Origin of the sequence: Allobosea sp. BK604 (assembly GCF_004341515.1) — a bacterium.
Taxonomy (GTDB): Bacteria; Pseudomonadota; Alphaproteobacteria; order Rhizobiales; family Beijerinckiaceae; genus Allobosea.
This window is the reverse complement of record NZ_SLZF01000008.1, coordinates 121482-136645: the sequence shown is the minus strand read 5'-3', so window position 1 is coordinate 136645 and position 15164 is coordinate 121482. Positions and strand designations below refer to the sequence as shown.

The window sequence follows — 15164 nt, the reverse complement described above, 5'->3', positions numbered from 1 at the left end:
CTCAGCCCCCGAAGACGAGGCCGAGCGGCAAGTCGACGCCCAGCACCTTGCCGAAGATCAGGAAGACCGCGCCCGAGACGGCGACCGCGGATACTGAAATCCCCTTCACGTCGCGGGTGCCGAGCAGCAGCAGCATGGCCGGGACGAGGATCACGGTCGCCAGCGGGAAGCCGAGATAGGCGAGCGCGAATGTATAGGCGACCAGCAGCACGAAGGCCGTCCATACCACGCCCCAGCGGACAGGTTCATGGTCTTCGGCCTCCGGCGCCGACTTCAGCGCGCTGAAGACGGTCGCCGCTCCGCAAAGCGCGATGATGATTCCGAGGAAGAAGGGGAAGGTGCCCGGCCCGATTGCATCGGTACCGCTGTCGGGAATGCGATGCGCCTCGACCGCCACGACCGCGCCGAGCAGGAAGGTGACGGCGCCGACGATCAGATCAGGCCTCATCACGGAGATTCCGTGAGTGCTGCATGGCCATGAGCGGAAGCCGGCCTCGTCCGAATGCACGGAGCCAGCGCAGCAGGCGCAACGAACCGTTGCCCAGCGCAATCTGTAACCAGCACTGTTTCCTCCAGATATTTTTCTTGACCCTAGGTGTGTTGTAAGTCGACTGTCAACAGCATGCAGAAAGGCGCCGCATGACGACGATGCAGAAGCTGACCCTCAAGAGTCTGGCCGATCTTGCCTATGACCGGCTCGACGGAGCGATCCTCAGTGGGGAGCTCGCGCCGGGCGCGCAGGTCAGCGAGGCCGAGCTCGCGATCCGGCTGGGCATCAGCAGAGGCCCGTTACGCGAGGCCCTGAGCCGCCTCGAAGGGCGCAAGCTCGTCAAACGCATCCGCCAGCAGGGCGTCGTGATCATCGATCTCACCGATCGCGAGATCCACGACATCCTGCAGATGCGCGAGGTCATGGAGGGCTTCGCCTGCCGCCTGGCGGCGCAGAACATGACGGATGCACAGCTCAAGGATCTGGACGATTGCATCGAGACCCGCATCCTCGCGCATGCGAACACGCCGGCACGCTCCGACCTGCACTATCGTATCGCCGAGAATTGCGGGAACGAGTACCTGCGCGATCTGCTCTGCCTCGATCTCTATTACCGCCTGAGGCTCTACCGCGCCCGGACCGGGCAGATCCCTGATCACTACGAGGGCGCCATCGAAGAGCACCGCCAGATCGTCCGCGCCCTGCAACAGCGCGATGCCGACCTCGCCGAAAGCCTGATGCGCCGCCACGTCGCCCGCGCCCGCGAACGGCTGGACCTCGACCTGTTGCGAAAGCCCCAGTGAAGCCTGCCAAGGCTCCCGCAGAAAGCAAAGCGGGCCCTGATGGACTTATACCCTGAACGTACATACATCTCGTGTTCTTGGGTGATAGGTCAATTTGACCAGAGGCTTGGGCGCTCTCGCCCTACGATGCGAACATACATCGGAATACATAGCTAGAAGGGGAGGCTTGGCGTAACTAAGCCCTCCGTTTTTCGCTCGTTATGCATCTTCGGAGGACTCACCGAGAGAATCAGCAATCTGGTCAGAGTCGTGATGCGTTCGACGCTGCGCGAGGATGGCTGTGCAACAGGCAGGCGTGCACCTCAATCGATTTGGGGTCCAAGGCCACCCATTTGCCAAAGCAGCCTTGGCCTCGGGCCACCAACCGGTTGAAGTCCCCGCGTTGCATCCCATAGCCAAAGCGTAATGGGCCGGCTGCCGCTGTCTCTGGAAACTTTTGCATTGCAGGAGAGCCCTTTGCCGACACCCTGGAAGCGGGCTTTCGGGCTGACCAGTTCGCAAACTGGCCAACGGGCGACAATGGCCCTTTTCGGACGTCCGCTAAGTCAACTCACCAGCAGTCCAGTTCAACGACTGGCGGCGAGACGGGAGCTAACCCGTTTCGGATAACGCCATCGCGTTACGAAGCTGCGCACCAATGTCGAAAATGCGTTCCTAGGACGCAGACGCAATCGTCGGCGCGCAATGGTGTTATCTCCGAAACGGAGATCACCAACCAGGCCCTAGACGCGAAGACCGCTGGGCTAAAGGCGCAGCGGCTAGAAAAGGAAGCGGCAGACCGGAAAGACTCGCAGCGGAGGAGCTGACGCCATGGAAGCCCACACCTTAAGACGACGCTCGCCGAGCTATTCCGAAGCAACTAGAGCCGCATGGGCATCACTGTTACGCAGAAATCCATAGTGGGTCAGGCGCTGGAGCCGATGAAGGGCATGAAGCACGCACCATTCCTCAACCTCCACACCGCTCTTGCCGAGATCGGGCGCTTTATGCGCAGCGCCTGCCGCCGGGTTTCGGAGAAAACACGGGCAATAGAACGAAGATCGCGAGCATGGAATAGGCTGAGGTGTGCCGTGATCGGTGACCACCTATCCCGCTCTCTTGCCGTGTGGCTTGGGCGGCGTGCCATCAGGTAGGTCGATGAGCTTGGCCTTTCGCGAGGCTTTTGCCTCGTCGGAAACCGGCACTTTGGCGAGCGTCTTGTCGATATGCCGGCCTGCGGCGGCGCGCGCCTTCAGCTGCTGAGATTTGCGCACGATGTTGCCGGGCGAGTCTGCCGGATGCGACGGGTCCATGTCGTGATGGCTGGGCAAGTGGTCCCGCTCCGCGGCATGATCGATATTGCCGGTGAGGCGAGGCTGCCTGGAGCCGAGAGAATTGGTCATGGACACCCAACGATGTCCCTGTGACTTTGTTCCTGACGGGGCGCACCACCTCTGCTGCGTCGAATTGATGCGAGGTCAGACGTCAGAACCGCTAAGATGAGGATTGCCTTTGAGACGCCAGACCCGGTCGATTGCACCGCTCTGGTATCTTGAGCGCGGCTTTCGGGTCCCAATCTCTCTTTTCAAAGGCGCCGACCATAACTTCCAGTATCGTCATGGCTCCGTACATATGATCGCGCCCTGGTGGCAGGCGGGCGTAATCTACCAAATCTATCCGCGCTCCTTCCAGGATTCGGACGGAGACGGCATCGGCGACCTTAATGGCATTGTGCAGCGGCTCGACTCGCTGGCCGCCCTGGGCATCGACGCGATCTGGATTTCGCCGATCTATTCCTCGCCCATGGCCGATTTCGGGTATGACGTCGCCGATTACTGCGATGTCGATCCGCGCTTCGGCACGCTTGCCGATTTCGACGAACTGCTGGCTCAGGCTCATGCTCGCGGGCTCAAGCTCCTGCTCGATTTCGTGCCCAACCATACCTCCGACCGGCACGCCTGGTTTGTCGAAAGCCAAGCCTCACGCACCAATTCGCGGCGGGATTGGTATCTCTGGCGCGATGCCGCTCCTGATGGCGGGCCGCCCAATAACTGGATCAGCGATTTCGGCGGCTCGGCCTGGGAATGGGATGGAGCTACCGGCCAATACTACTATCACGCCTTCTTGAGGGAGCAGCCGGACCTCAACTGGCGCAATCCGGCCGTACAAGTGGCGATGCACGACGTCCTGCGCTTCTGGTTCGACCGTGGCGTGGATGGCTTCCGCATCGACGTGCTCTGGCACATGATCAAGGCGGCGGACTTTCCGGACAATCCACCGAACCCTGCCTGGCAGCCCGGAATGGGCGAGATGCACCGCGTGCTCCAGTTCCATTCAGCCGACCAGCCCGAAGTGCATGCGATCGCCGCCGCGATGCGCGACATCGCAGGCGGCTACAGCGCCACAGGCGACGAGCGCGTGCTGATCGGCGAGATCTATCTGCCGGTCGAGCGGCTGATGCCGTACTACGGCGGGGAGCGCGCCGAGGTCCACCTTCCGTTCAATTTCCAGTTGATCGATGCCCCGTGGGAGGCGCGCGCGCTGGCAAGACTCATCGCCGATTACGAGGCGGCGCTGCCGCCCGGCGGCTGGCCGAACTGGGTGCTCGGCAATCATGACCGGCCGCGTGTCGCAGCCAAGCGTGGGCAAGCGCAGGCGCGCGTCGCAGCGATGCTGTTGCTGACGCTGCGGGGCACGCCCACCCTCTACTATGGCGACGAGCTTGGTCTGAGCGACGTCGCGATTCCATATGAACGAGTTCGGGATCCTCGCGAGTTGCGCGAGCCCGGACTCGGCCTGGGTCGCGACCCGGTCCGCACGCCGATGGCATGGGATGCGAGCGAGAATGCCGGCTTCAGCACGGCTCGTCCCTGGTTGCCGCTTCATGAGGACTGGCCGACACGCAATGTCGCTGTGATGGCGGAGGATCCCGCTTCAATTCTGGCGCTCTATCGCCAATTGCTGACCGCCAGGCGCGCGCATCCGGCGCTGGCGATCGGCGATTTCGCCTTGCTGGACTCCGCGGGCGATGTGCTTGCTTATGAGCGCCGGCAGGGGGCGCAGCGGCTGGTCGTGGCGCTCAATCTCGGCGCGCAGGTGCAACATCTCGATCTGCCGGATTGGGCCGGTGGTTGTCCGCCGCTTCTCTCCACCATTCCCGGCCCTGCGCAGATCGAAGGCCGCGCCCTGCGGTTGCGACCGAATGAGGGCGTGATCCTCGCGCCCGCATGAGCAAAACACAAAAAGGATGATCGCTTGCGCATCGCCATGCTGGCGCCGATCTCGTGGCGGACGCCGCCGCGCCATTACGGTCCTTGGGAGCTGGTGACGAGCCTGCTGACCGAGGCGCTCGTCACGCGCGGCGTCGACGTCACCCTGTTCGCGACCAAGGACAGCCTGACTGCGGGCACGCTGGCCGGGGTTTGCCCGGCCGCCTATTCCGAGGATCCCACGATCGACGCCAAGGTCTGGGAGATGCTCCATGTCGCCCATGTCTTCGAGCGCGCGGGCGAGTTCGACCTCATCCACAACCAAGCCGATTTCGTGCCTCTCACCTTCTCGCGGCTGGTAGCGACGCCGATGGTGACGACGATTCACGGCTTCTCATCGGATCGCATCCTGCCCGCCTTCAAGGCCTATGAAGATCGCGTCCACTATGTCGCGATCAGCGCTGCAGACCGGCACCCGGACCTGCGCTATGCGGCGACGATCCATCACGGCCTACGGCTGGAGGATTTCCCCTTCGACCCCGAGGGCAGCGAAGATCTGCTCTTCTTCGGTCGCATCCATCCCGACAAGGGGGCGGCCGAGGCGATCGCGGCGGCCGGGCGCGCCGGGCGGCGGCTGGTCATGGCCGGCATCGTCCAGGACCAGGACTATTACGACGCGCAGGTCGCGCCGGCGCTCGATGGCCACTCCGTGATCTATCGGGGGCCGGTCGGGGGCGAGGCCCGCACGCGGGCCTTGGGCTCGGCGCGCGCGCTACTCCACCTCGTCAATTTCGAGGAGCCGTTCGGGCTGTCGGTCGTCGAGGCGCTCGCGTGCGGCACGCCGGTCATCGCCTCTCGGCGCGGCTCGATGCCCGAGCTGATCGAGCATGGCGTGACCGGCTTCCTGGTCGACAGCCTTGACGAAGCCGTCGCGGCGATCGGTCGGATCGGCGAGATCGATCGCGCCGCCTGCCGGGCGGCGATCACCGCGCGATTCACGGTGGAGCACATGGCCGATCAGTACTTGCAGCTGTATCACTCGATCATCGGCTGATGTTGTTCGTGATATCGGTAGGTGTTTCCAAAAATAAAACGCCAACTCATTCTTGTATTGTACCTTTCCAGACCTCATGTTGGGGCAGTCGATAAATCGTTTTTCGATCCATAATGGCGCAATTCCTGCGCATGAATGCGATCAATTTCCTCGTCTGAAAATGCGATATCGGCATCCCATCACTCGATGGGCAGAAGACCTATGCTTCCGACGAATTTTGCATGGCACCGGCTTTGTCGGCTGTGCCGTCATGCATTGTCGCCTCGTCGATCGCGACGAGCTGGCGGCCGCGCTTAAGACGGATGAGCGGGCCTAGCTCGCGTTTTTCACAGGCAAAGGATCGAGCAATTGCACTATCTCGGCGGAATTTCAGGAAATGGCACGCTGACCTCCAGGGGCAAGGAGATCGGACGCACCTTCTATGACTTCGACGGCTTTTTCAGCCAGCCCGTCGGCGTCACAAGCTGCGGAGAGATCCAACTCGCTGCCCCCATCCTCAAGGAGGTCTTCGGCCGCAAGGACCTTCAGCTCCTGACCGATGACGGTCGCCGCCTCGATCTCACATTCTCGGAAAGGAAGCTGCCCCGGGCGAGCGACGTCGCCCATGTGGACGTGACCGGCGAACTGCCGAGCGCGCTACGAAGTTGGCGTCATTGACCGCCCCGGGCGGCGGATACCAAGCGACGAGACCATCGTCCGCCTCCGGTCGACCCGATCCGAGCGGCGTGAACCAGGAGGTTCTGATGACGCTCGAACATGCCTCGACGCTGGCCGTTCGGAAGCCCTGGGGAAGCACCGATCTGGCGCCCTGGAGCGAGATAGCCGCCAGCGGGGCTGCAATCGGCGAACTCTGGTTCCAGCGCAGTGGCGCGAGGGCGCCCGAGACGGCCCTCCTCCTAAAACTGCTGTTCACGACGGAAACCCTGTCGATCCAGGTCCACCCGGACGACGCCTTCGCGCGCTCCATCGGACTGCCGAATGGCAAGACCGAGGCCTGGTACATCCTGTCCGCAGACCCCGGCGCCGAAGTCGCCATCGGGCTGAAGCGGCAGCTCACCGCGCCCGAGCTGCGTGGCGCAATCGCGGACGGCTCGATCTCTGAGCTGGTCCAATGGCACCGCGTGCAGAAGGACGACGTCGTCTTCGTGCCCGCCGGCACGATCCACGCCATTGGCCCGGGACTCGTGATCGCCGAGATCCAGCAGAGCAGCGACGCGACCTTCCGCCTCTTCGACTACGGCCGGCAGCGCGAGCTCCATATCGATAATGCGGTGGCAGTCGCCGATGCGCGATCGGCCCGGCGACAGGAGGCAGCGAAGCGCCTGACGAATGCCAGGGCCCTGCTCGCCGTCAGCCCATATTTTGTCCTCGAACGGTTCGAGTTGCCGCCTCAATCGAACTGGGACCTCCGAGCCGAGCATGAGACCTGGCTGCTCGTCATCGAGGGCGACGCGCGGATCGGGCTCATGAACGCCTTCGTCGGCGAGGCGATCTTCCTTGACGACGAACATGCCCGGATCAGGGCCGGACGGCAGGGACTCAAGGCACTCGTTGCCTATCTCGCCACCGAGCCCAGCCACAACCTCCTGCATCAGCGCGATGGACAGGACCTGCCCGCTTCGCTCCCGCACACCGTGCGGCAGCCTGATCCCCAAACAGCAATGGCGGGTTCGCGATCTCGCTCAACGGAGGCGCGACCATGACCCGCCCTAACCGGATAGCCTTCATCGGAAACTCGCTGCCACGCCGCTGCGGTATCGCGACCTTCACGACGGATTTGCAGCAGGCAATCTCGGCCACGAGCCTGAGCGTCGAGACTTCGATCGTGGCGATGAACGATCACGGTGACGCCTATGACTATCCGGCCGCAGTCAACTACCAGATCAGCGACGACCGGATCGGCGACTATGTCGAGGCCGCGGAGTTTCTGAATGCCGGCCGGTTCGACGCCGTCTCCCTCCAGCACGAGTTCGGGATCTTCGGCGGGGAGGCAGGCAGTCACCTCTTGGTGCTGCTGTCGCGCCTGACCATTCCCGTCATCACCACCTTGCACACCGTGCTTGCCGAACCGACGCCGGTGCAGCGCCGCGTCATGGACGCGATCGTCGATGCGTCCTCGCGGGTCGTCGTCATGACCGAGAAGGGCAAGGTGCTGCTGCGCACCGTCTATCGGGTTCCAGCCGATAAGATCGAGGTCATCCCGCATGGCATTCCGGACTTCGCCTTCGCCGCGCCCGACGACGCGAAGGCCGAGCTCGGCTTCAGCGGCAAGTCGGTCATCCTGACATTCGGGCTTCTCTCTCCGAACAAGGGCATCGAGGTGATGATCGACGCCATGCCGTCGATCCTGAAGAGCCGGCCCGATGCCGTCTATGTCGTGCTCGGCGCGACGCATCCCAACCTCGTCCGGGAACAAGGCGAGGCCTATCGCGAGAGCCTTTTGGCGCGCGTGCGAAATCTCGGCGTCGAGAGCAACGTCGTGTTTCTAGATCACTTCGTCGACCAGTCGACGCTGCTCGACTTCATCTCGATGTGCGATGTCTACGTCACGCCCTATCTCAACGAGGCGCAGATGACCTCGGGCACCTTGGCCTATAGCTTCGGGCTCGGGAAGGCGGTGGTCTCGACGCCTTACTGGCACGCGCAGGAACTGCTGGCCGGTGGCCGCGGCATCCTCGTGCCCTTCGGAGATTCTCCCGCCATTGGCGGCGCGATCGCGGGATTGCTGACCGACGATGTCCGCCGGCAGGCCATGCGCGAGCGGGCCTACGCGGATAGCCGGTCAATGACGTGGGAACGTATCGCCGAGCGTTACCTCGCCGTCTTCGAGGCGACCACGCGCGCCTATCGGCTGAAGGTCATCCCGAGGGTCGACAAGGGTGAATTCTCACGCGACATCCGCAAGCCGCCCGAGATGCAGATCTCGCATCTTCTCTCCATGTGCGACGATACCGGGCTTTTTCAGCATGCGGTCCATTCGGTGCCGGACCGGTCCCACGGCTATTGTGTCGACGACAATGCCCGCGCGCTGCTGCTCGCCTGCGCGCTCAACAATCCCGGCGAACAGCGCCTGTCCGAAGCCCTGACATCCCGCTTCGCCGCCTTCGTCCAGCATGCGTGGAATCCCGATCTGCGGCAGTTCCGGAACTTCATGAGTTTCGATCGGCGTTGGCTCGAGGACAAAGGCTCGGAGGACAGCCATGGGCGGACGCTCTGGGCTCTGGGCGAGTGCGCTCGCAGCGATGTCAGCCCATCGCGGCGACGCTGGGCTGCCGCCCTGTTCGAGCTGGCGCTGCCCGCCGTCGAAGGCTTCCACTCGCCCCGCGCCTGGGCCTTTGCCCTGCTGGGCCTGGATGCCTACTGCGCCGTCACCGAGGCGGATTGCTTGACCTTGCGTCTCCGACGCCTCCTGGCCGACAGATTGACGGCCATGCTGGCGACAGTCGAGACGAAGGACTGGGTCTGGTTCGAGGATGGGTTGGCTTATGACAATGCGCGCTTACCCCAGGCGCTGCTCCTGACTGGGCTCTCGACCGAAACCTCGGGCTATATCGACGCTGGTCTGAGATCGTTGCGCTGGTTGATGACGCTGCAGACGACCCCCGCCGGCTTCTTCAGGCCAGTCGGCACCGAGAGCTTTGGCGACCAACGGCGCCCGCCGCTGCCCTTCGACCAGCAAGCCCTGGAAGCTACGGCGACAATCTCGGCCTGCCTTGCTGCCTGGCGTGCGGATGGCATCGGCGCATGGAAGACCGAAGCGTCGCGCGCTTTCGGTTGGTTCCTGGGCGAGAACGACCTTTCGGTGCCGCTGGTCGACCTGGAAACCGGCAGCTGCCGCGATGGGCTCCACCCGGACCGCGCCAACGAGAACAGGGGCGGCGAGTCCGTCGTGTCCTACCTTCTTAGTCTCGCCGAGATTCGTCAGCTTGCCCGCGTCAGCGCGGATCGCGCCAAGCCGGCGCCGCTTCGCGTTCTAAGCGCCCTTTAATTCATATGTCCCGGGCATGCTCCAATGAGGGCCGGATACGGCCTTGTCGATGCCCGCGATCCTGCTCGAACCACCTGAGGGCGCCTTGTCACAAGCTACGTTCCTGAACCGGCAGGCGCTTTTTCTGCGGCCCGATCCGGCAAGGGTCGTCGTGCGCCCGTTCAAGCCGGCAGTCGAACCCCGCGACCTCAACGCGACCGACAAGTCGCGGGCGAACCATATCGTCGACCGGGTCCTGGCGCTCAATCCCGAGACGGCGGCAACACAATTGCGTGACGTCCTCGAGAATTTCCAAGGACGCCACCGCAACCTGCTCGCGACATTCGAGGCTCGTGCCGGTGAAATGGAAGACGCCTTTGCGTCGCATGTCGATTTCACCACGACGCAAAGGCAGTTGATCGGCGCCTACTTCCTGCACGAATATTCCTTCGAAGCGGCCGCCCTCTTCAATCCCAGCATCGTGTCGCATCCCGACCAGTCGGGCGCCCCCGAAGGTGGGCATTGCTTCATCCTCAGCCTTCGCGGCGTGGGCGAGGGACATGTGTCGTCCCTGACGTTTCGCTCGGGCTTCGTCGCAGCCGATGGCAGCGTGAACATCGATCCCACGGCTCGCCTCGCCTCGGTTCCGAAGGTGCTGGATCGCGTACCCGGCCCGAACGGCGAGACAGTCGATGTCGCCTTCAATCCTGACGAGGATATCAGCGAGCGGGTGATCTTTCCTGTCACGCTCTCGCAGTCGAACGGCATCGAGGACGCCCGTTTCGTCGAATTCGACGATGGCGGGCAAAAGCTCTTCTACGCGACCTTTACGGCCTATAGCGGAAAGGCGATCAGGTCCGAGCTGATCGAGACCCGCGACTTCTTGTCCTTCCGGATGTCGCCTCTCAACGGAACCGCCGCCCAGAACAAGGGCATGGCGCTGTTTCCCCGCAGGCTCGACGGCAGATATGCGATGATCGGCCGGCAGGACAACGAGAACCTCTACCTGATCTATTCGGACGACCTCTACTCATGGGATGGTGGCGTTGCGATCCTGAAGCCGAAATTTCCATGGGAGTTCGTGCAGATTGGCAATTGCGGCTCCCCGATCGAGCTCGACGAAGGCTGGCTACTGCTGACTCATGGCGTGGGTCCCGTCCGCAAATACGCGATCGGGGCGGTTCTGCTCGACAAGGCCGATCCGTCCAAGGTGCTGGCGCGCTCACGCGAGCCTCTGGTCCGACCGGACCCGTCCGAGCGGGAGGGCTATGTTCCAAACGTCGTCTATACCTGCGGGGCCATCCGGTATAACGACCAGATCGTCCTGCCCTACGCGGTCTCCGACACTTTCTGCAATTTTGCGACGATCAAGATCGCTGCGCTGCTTAAGGCCTTGGACGGGTGAGATAGCTGCGGCCTCGCGACCTTCGTGATCGGGCGCTCGACCGGTGCCTGCCGTCCGCGCGAAGTCGCCCGGCCCGGATGGACCGAACGCAGCTCGAGCATGTCCGCGTTTCTCCGAATCGCGAAAATTCTCGATCTATTTGTTTTGACGCATTGTCTTCACGCGAACCGGTGTCCACTTCGCTCGAAAATGCTCTGCCCCCATGTGAGCAGCCGACAATATCGCTGGCGCGTGCGGGAATGGGCCGGGCCAGCTGCCCTCTGGATCTGGGCAGGATGTCCGTCAAAAGCCAACAATCTGGCCGCGCCTGCTTAAGGCCCAGAGTTCAGCCCGACGGTTCGCCCGGGCTGCCACCGCGCGAACCGCATAAAGTTGAAGCGTCCTAGGTCTTGTTGAGACCGAGGGCGACGGCACAAGCCTTGGCTACATCTGCAGCGGGCGAGGAACTGCCGGGCATTGTCGCCCATCCGCCCTTCGCAATGAAATCGCCCTGTTGCCAGGAGCCGATCTTCTTGAGCTCGGCGAGTTGTTCGGTCGCGTTGGCCTGCTGCTGGAACTTGACCACACAGATCGGCGAAAGAGCTGCGACGATGGCGGCGTCCGCGCGCGTCTTGGCGTCGCGTTCCGCCGTGCTCTGGGTTACCCAGCCGCCCCAGCTGAAGCCGATGATTGCAAGCGCGACAGCTCCGCCGACGGCGCCCCAGGCGGCCGGCTTCAGTTCTGCTGGGATTTTCATGGGATTTGTCTTTCACAACCGGAAGAAAAAACTCCCGTAGATGACAATAACACTTTTTGGATCTGGGCGTTCACTTTTTATCTAACGCGGAATTATTTGGATTCCTCTGAAGAGCAGCCGCGGCCACGGGCAATGATTTGTTGCGTATCCACCCGGAAAAGCGCTGAGTGGGTCAGCGCTGAGTTTGTGCGCGTTGTCTCGGAGCGACGCTCTGGTGTAGCCCAAACGGGAATCATGATGCGATCTGGGCAGGGCAGGATGATCCTGCGCGATGGAACCGCGGTGCCTTTGGCGTATTGCCTCGCGATCCTGAAAGATCGATCGCGTTGTCATGGGACTTTATTCGGTGATCTCAGCCGGATCGATCCCCAGGAATTTGCGGACAAATTCAGATATATCCTGGAGGACGGCGGCGAGCTTATGCTGAGAGTAACGACGCATAGCGACGTTGACCTGACTTTTGTCGGTGACATTGACCAACTTGCAGATCAGAGCGCCATCGAGAAGATTGCCTCGCAGGACCGAGCTGCAGGAACTGTTGGACCCGGTCATGTAGCCGAGCCATCAACTGATAATTTAATTTTATAGACCGCTTGGTTGCCCTCGGCGGCCAGAGTTCACGCTGTCGGCGTCATCACATACGCCCGGAACACGGCCCCATAGAAGCAGCCGGAAGCCACAAGAACGAAGCTATGCCAGATCGCATTCTGGAACGGCAGGCTTTCCCAGACGTGGAAAATGACACCGACCGAGTAAAGCAGGCCGCCTGCGACGACCAACCATAAACTGGTCGCGGGCAGGAGGCTGACGCTCTCCCAAATCAGGAGACCGCTCCACCCGATCAGGAGATAGAGCGCAATCGACAGGCGGTCGAACCGATTGGGCAAAGCCACCTTGATCACGACACCCACAGAGGCACTGAGCCACACGACGACGAGCAAGGCCTGGGCGAAAATGCTTCCGCTCAGCTTCATCAAGAACGGAGTGTAGGTGCCGGCGATGAGTACGTAGATCGCCGAATGGTCGAAGCGCCTCATGAACCACTTGCGGGGCGAGATCGGCCACATGTTGTACATGGCCGAGACGATGAGAACTGCCAGGAGGGCCGCGCCGTAGATCGAAACTGGGATCAGGTCGAAAAGCGGAGCGGTGTCCGCGACCTGAACGATCAATGCTGCGACCGCTCCCAGCCCCAAGATAACGCCCAGAACGTGGATCACGCCGTCAGCCCAGAGCTCGGCGCGCCTGAAGACGAAGCGTCCTACGGCGGGAACGTTCACAGCAATTCCTAACCCGCTAGCGCTTGAACCGGCTTGGCACGTACCGGGAGCCTGTGTCATCTCAATGTCGTTGCCCGTGCATCATCAGATGCCTGTCGGCTATTCAAGTGTTCAGTTTCCAAACGGCCGGGAAGATGAAGGCGTTGCAATCGCCGAACGAGCCTGACCGGATCGCCCACGGCGCCGCGCTCAATTCGAGGCGGGTAAGGTCTGCTCCTCGGTTGCATCCGCGCGCCCGCTTCTGGCGCATCCCGGCCACGAGCGCCCCGTTCAGCCGCATGACCGGTATGACTGGTACTGACATGCCAAACATGCCACGCCCTTCCTTGGCAGCACTACCGCGGTTTCGCCTTTATTATTGAAGCAGCCTTACAATAGAGGGGATCGTTCCCCATGTCGGACAGATGGTCTCCGGTAATAAAGCCCTCTGCGGTTGATGTGTTCTGGCGTGGGCGCCTTTGAGAAAACAGCCAGCTTCTTTGAGATAGTCGTTCTCCGGGAACAGGGGCCCGTATGTCGTGCGTGGCGCGGACAGATTCAGAAGACTGCCCACATCGCTTATTCACGGCACGGCACAAGCTATCACAGGCTTCGGAGCCAGCATTTGACCCCGCACCTACCAGGAAAAAGAGTCCATGAGCGTCATCGCGTACAAGGCCGGAGATCTCGTCCACCTGACGCACAATATGGCCAACCAGCCTCGGCTTGGCCCATTCGAAATCCTGCGCGTCATGCCATCGCGTGACAACGCAGAAGAGCAGTACCGCGTGCGTGGTCCGGACGGGCTTGAGCGCGCGATCGGACACCATGAGATCGTCGAAGACGGCGCCCACCAGCGCGAAGATGTAGGGTCAATCGATGGCTGAACATTCGAAGCAGCGCACCAACGCCGAAAATGCCTTCCTCAAGACTCAGACGCAATCATCTGCGCGCGATAGGCTCATGTCCGAAACGGAGATCGCCAATCAAGCTCGCGACGCGAAAACCGCCAGGCTGAGAGCGCAGCGGCTAGAAAAGGAAGCGCTGGACCGGGAAGCGCTTGCAGCGGACACGACGAAGCGGCCCAAGCCCGCATCTTCTTGAGATGTGTCCGTTCCTGATCTCGAACGCAGTGAGTGCCACATGGACATCACCGTCACGCAGAAAGCCGATGAGGTCACTTGGCAGCTGACCGATCTGCTCGGACGGCCTATGGGCGAAGTCGCAGAGGTGGCGCCCGGTGCGTTTCGGATCGTTGCGGTAGGACATGCGCTGGAGACGATGAAGGTCATGAAACATGGGCCATTCCTCAGTCTCGGCACCGCTCTTGCCGAGATTGAGCGCTTTACGCGCAGCGCCTGCCAGAGGGTGTCGGAAAAAGACCAGGGAATGGCAAAGCGACCCGATCGAACGAAGATTGCGACCGCGGAATAGACTGAGCGTCTATGCGCAGTCGGTGGCTGCTGTTTCCCGATCAGACGGGCCAAAAAGGGCGCATCGGAAAGATGGGGCGGCGGCCAGGCCGCTCGTGGAGTCGCACGCCTGAAGCGCCCCCCGGCCCCTCCAAGTGCTGGAGGGGGCCGTGGGTTCGATGGACGCCCAAGCCGGGAGACTACTCGATGATCTGCATGATCCTGCCGGTCTTCGGGTCGACAAGCACCGTCCGGTTGTTCACGACCGTGTATCGGTAGCTGGTCTCACCATATTCCCGCGGCACATCGTAATACACGACACCTTCATTCGGCAGCGTAGCGCCAACAACGACTGGCTCCGCATAATTGTAGGATGGGCGGCGCTGCTCAACGACATACGTCTGGAATCGTGGGGTCTGGTCGCCGATGATTGCACCAACGACTGCGCCGCCAACCCCGCCAACGACTGCGCCGATTGGGCCCCCGACAATCGCGCCGCCAACCGCGCCGGTGGCGGCGCCACCAACGGCTCCTCCCTGAGCGGCGGGAGCATTTTGCGCGAACGTGGCCGAGGGAACGATGGCGAGGCCAGCGATAATCAGAAATGTCTTCAGCATCGAGAAGTCCTTCGCGTGAACCGACCGCCAGGAACATCCTGCAAGTTGGCCATGTTCCGGCACAACCCATGGAAGCGATGTAGAGTTCCAACTCGGAATTACAGATTTATCTCGTAAAATTACTGCACCCAATTCGCAGTATTATTTTCGTGTTCGATTATCCTCTCAATTTGTTCAGCGGCGAAAGTTGGGTTTTCGCCTTGTTTGATCGTGCGATCAAAGAGCTCGTGTTG

16 protein-coding genes are annotated in these 15164 nt (G+C 62.1%); 11 read left to right on the top strand and 5 right to left on the bottom strand.

Features of this window, described 5'->3' with window-relative positions:
* Position 1 precedes the first annotated feature (1 nt).
* A complete protein-coding gene (locus EV560_RS23860) occupies positions 2-448 on the bottom strand; it encodes a tripartite tricarboxylate transporter TctB family protein (RefSeq protein WP_131858327.1) in 447 nt (148 codons plus the stop codon).
* A gap of 191 nt (positions 449-639) precedes the next feature.
* Here EV560_RS23860 and EV560_RS23855 point away from each other — a divergent pair, with 191 nt between their 5' ends.
* Positions 640-1293, top strand: coding sequence for a GntR family transcriptional regulator (locus EV560_RS23855; protein WP_131858326.1), 654 nt, complete (start codon positions 640-642; stop codon positions 1291-1293).
* Between the two features lie 1085 nt (positions 1294-2378).
* On the opposite strand, the gene EV560_RS23850 is transcribed toward EV560_RS23855, so the two are convergent.
* Positions 2379-2675, bottom strand: a complete 297-nt coding sequence (locus EV560_RS23850) for a hypothetical protein (RefSeq protein ID WP_131858325.1) — start codon at positions 2673-2675, stop codon at positions 2379-2381.
* Between the two features lie 229 nt (positions 2676-2904).
* Here EV560_RS23850 and EV560_RS23845 point away from each other — a divergent pair, with 229 nt between their 5' ends.
* The 6 genes from EV560_RS23845 (at position 2905) to EV560_RS23820 (ending at position 10907) form a co-directional block, all read left to right on the top strand.
* On the top strand, positions 2905-4503 hold the full coding sequence (locus tag EV560_RS23845) for an alpha-amylase family glycosyl hydrolase (RefSeq protein WP_131858324.1): 1599 nt from the start codon (positions 2905-2907) through the stop codon (positions 4501-4503).
* A 24-nt stretch (positions 4504-4527) separates the two neighbouring features.
* Positions 4528-5535, top strand: coding sequence for a glycosyltransferase family 4 protein (locus tag EV560_RS23840; RefSeq protein WP_131858323.1), 1008 nt, complete (start codon positions 4528-4530; stop codon positions 5533-5535).
* A gap of 348 nt (positions 5536-5883) precedes the next feature.
* The gene (locus EV560_RS23835; RefSeq protein ID WP_131858322.1) at positions 5884-6192 is read left to right on the top strand and encodes a hypothetical protein; all 309 of its coding nucleotides are present in this window, start codon (positions 5884-5886) and stop codon (positions 6190-6192) included.
* Positions 6189-7238 carry a class I mannose-6-phosphate isomerase gene (locus EV560_RS23830; protein ID WP_348982260.1) on the top strand — a complete coding sequence of 350 codons (1050 nt, stop codon included), beginning with the start codon at positions 6189-6191 and terminating at the stop codon, positions 7236-7238. The genes EV560_RS23835 and EV560_RS23830 overlap by 4 nt, the downstream gene beginning before the upstream one ends.
* Positions 7235-9523, top strand: a complete 2289-nt coding sequence (locus EV560_RS23825; protein ID WP_131858321.1) for a glycosyltransferase family 4 protein — start codon at positions 7235-7237, stop codon at positions 9521-9523. Before EV560_RS23830 ends, EV560_RS23825 begins: the two co-directional genes overlap by 4 nt.
* Positions 9524-9572: 49 nt before the next feature.
* On the top strand, positions 9573-10907 hold the full coding sequence (locus EV560_RS23820) for a glycoside hydrolase family 130 protein (RefSeq protein ID WP_207908108.1): 1335 nt from the start codon (positions 9573-9575) through the stop codon (positions 10905-10907).
* 382 nt (positions 10908-11289) lie between these two features.
* Here EV560_RS23820 and EV560_RS23815 read toward each other — a convergent pair whose 3' ends face one another.
* Positions 11290-11643 carry a hypothetical protein gene (locus EV560_RS23815; protein WP_131858320.1) on the bottom strand — a complete coding sequence of 118 codons (354 nt, stop codon included), beginning with the start codon at positions 11641-11643 and terminating at the stop codon, positions 11290-11292.
* Positions 11644-11901: 258 nt separating this feature from the next.
* Here EV560_RS23815 and EV560_RS23810 point away from each other — a divergent pair, with 258 nt between their 5' ends.
* Positions 11902-12231 carry a hypothetical protein gene (locus EV560_RS23810; protein ID WP_131858319.1) on the top strand — a complete coding sequence of 110 codons (330 nt, stop codon included), beginning with the start codon at positions 11902-11904 and terminating at the stop codon, positions 12229-12231.
* A 29-nt stretch (positions 12232-12260) separates the two neighbouring features.
* Here EV560_RS23810 and trhA read toward each other — a convergent pair whose 3' ends face one another.
* Positions 12261-12929: a PAQR family membrane homeostasis protein TrhA gene (gene trhA / locus EV560_RS23805; protein ID WP_465247037.1), complete on the bottom strand. Its 669-nt coding sequence runs from the start codon at positions 12927-12929 to the stop codon at positions 12261-12263.
* A 629-nt stretch (positions 12930-13558) separates the two neighbouring features.
* Here trhA and EV560_RS23800 point away from each other — a divergent pair.
* From EV560_RS23800 to EV560_RS23790, 3 genes are read left to right on the top strand one after another with little or no spacing between them, the layout of a single operon-like run.
* A complete protein-coding gene (locus EV560_RS23800; RefSeq protein ID WP_131858317.1) occupies positions 13559-13789 on the top strand; it encodes a hypothetical protein in 231 nt (76 codons plus the stop codon).
* Complete coding sequence (locus EV560_RS23795) at positions 13782-14006, top strand: hypothetical protein (RefSeq protein WP_131858316.1); 225 nt, start codon at positions 13782-13784, stop codon at positions 14004-14006. Before EV560_RS23800 ends, EV560_RS23795 begins: the two co-directional genes overlap by 8 nt.
* 39 nt (positions 14007-14045) lie before the next feature.
* On the top strand, positions 14046-14336 hold the full coding sequence (locus tag EV560_RS23790; protein ID WP_131858315.1) for a hypothetical protein: 291 nt from the start codon (positions 14046-14048) through the stop codon (positions 14334-14336).
* A gap of 178 nt (positions 14337-14514) precedes the next feature.
* Here the strand turns inward: EV560_RS23790 and EV560_RS23785 are convergent, their stop codons facing one another.
* Positions 14515-14931 carry a DUF1236 domain-containing protein gene (locus tag EV560_RS23785; protein WP_131858314.1) on the bottom strand — a complete coding sequence of 139 codons (417 nt, stop codon included), beginning with the start codon at positions 14929-14931 and terminating at the stop codon, positions 14515-14517.
* Between the last annotated feature and the right edge of the window lie 233 nt (positions 14932-15164).

Coding starts and splice junctions, on each gene's coding strand:
- EV560_RS23860 (WP_131858327.1), bottom strand. CDS start 448: ATGAGGCCTGATCTGATCGTCGGCGCCGTCACCTTCCTGCTCGGCGCG.
- EV560_RS23855 (WP_131858326.1), top strand. CDS start 640: ATGACGACGATGCAGAAGCTGACCCTCAAGAGTCTGGCCGATCTTGCC.
- EV560_RS23850 (WP_131858325.1), bottom strand. CDS start 2,675: ATGACCAATTCTCTCGGCTCCAGGCAGCCTCGCCTCACCGGCAATATC.
- EV560_RS23845 (WP_131858324.1), top strand. CDS start 2,905: ATGATCGCGCCCTGGTGGCAGGCGGGCGTAATCTACCAAATCTATCCG.
- EV560_RS23825 (WP_131858321.1), top strand. CDS start 7,235: ATGACCCGCCCTAACCGGATAGCCTTCATCGGAAACTCGCTGCCACGC.
- EV560_RS23820 (WP_207908108.1), top strand. CDS start 9,573: ATGCCCGCGATCCTGCTCGAACCACCTGAGGGCGCCTTGTCACAAGCT.
- EV560_RS23815 (WP_131858320.1), bottom strand. CDS start 11,643: ATGAAAATCCCAGCAGAACTGAAGCCGGCCGCCTGGGGCGCCGTCGGC.
- EV560_RS23810 (WP_131858319.1), top strand. CDS start 11,902: ATGATCCTGCGCGATGGAACCGCGGTGCCTTTGGCGTATTGCCTCGCG.
- EV560_RS23800 (WP_131858317.1), top strand. CDS start 13,559: ATGAGCGTCATCGCGTACAAGGCCGGAGATCTCGTCCACCTGACGCAC.
- EV560_RS23795 (WP_131858316.1), top strand. CDS start 13,782: ATGGCTGAACATTCGAAGCAGCGCACCAACGCCGAAAATGCCTTCCTC.
- EV560_RS23790 (WP_131858315.1), top strand. CDS start 14,046: ATGGACATCACCGTCACGCAGAAAGCCGATGAGGTCACTTGGCAGCTG.
- EV560_RS23785 (WP_131858314.1), bottom strand. CDS start 14,931: ATGCTGAAGACATTTCTGATTATCGCTGGCCTCGCCATCGTTCCCTCG.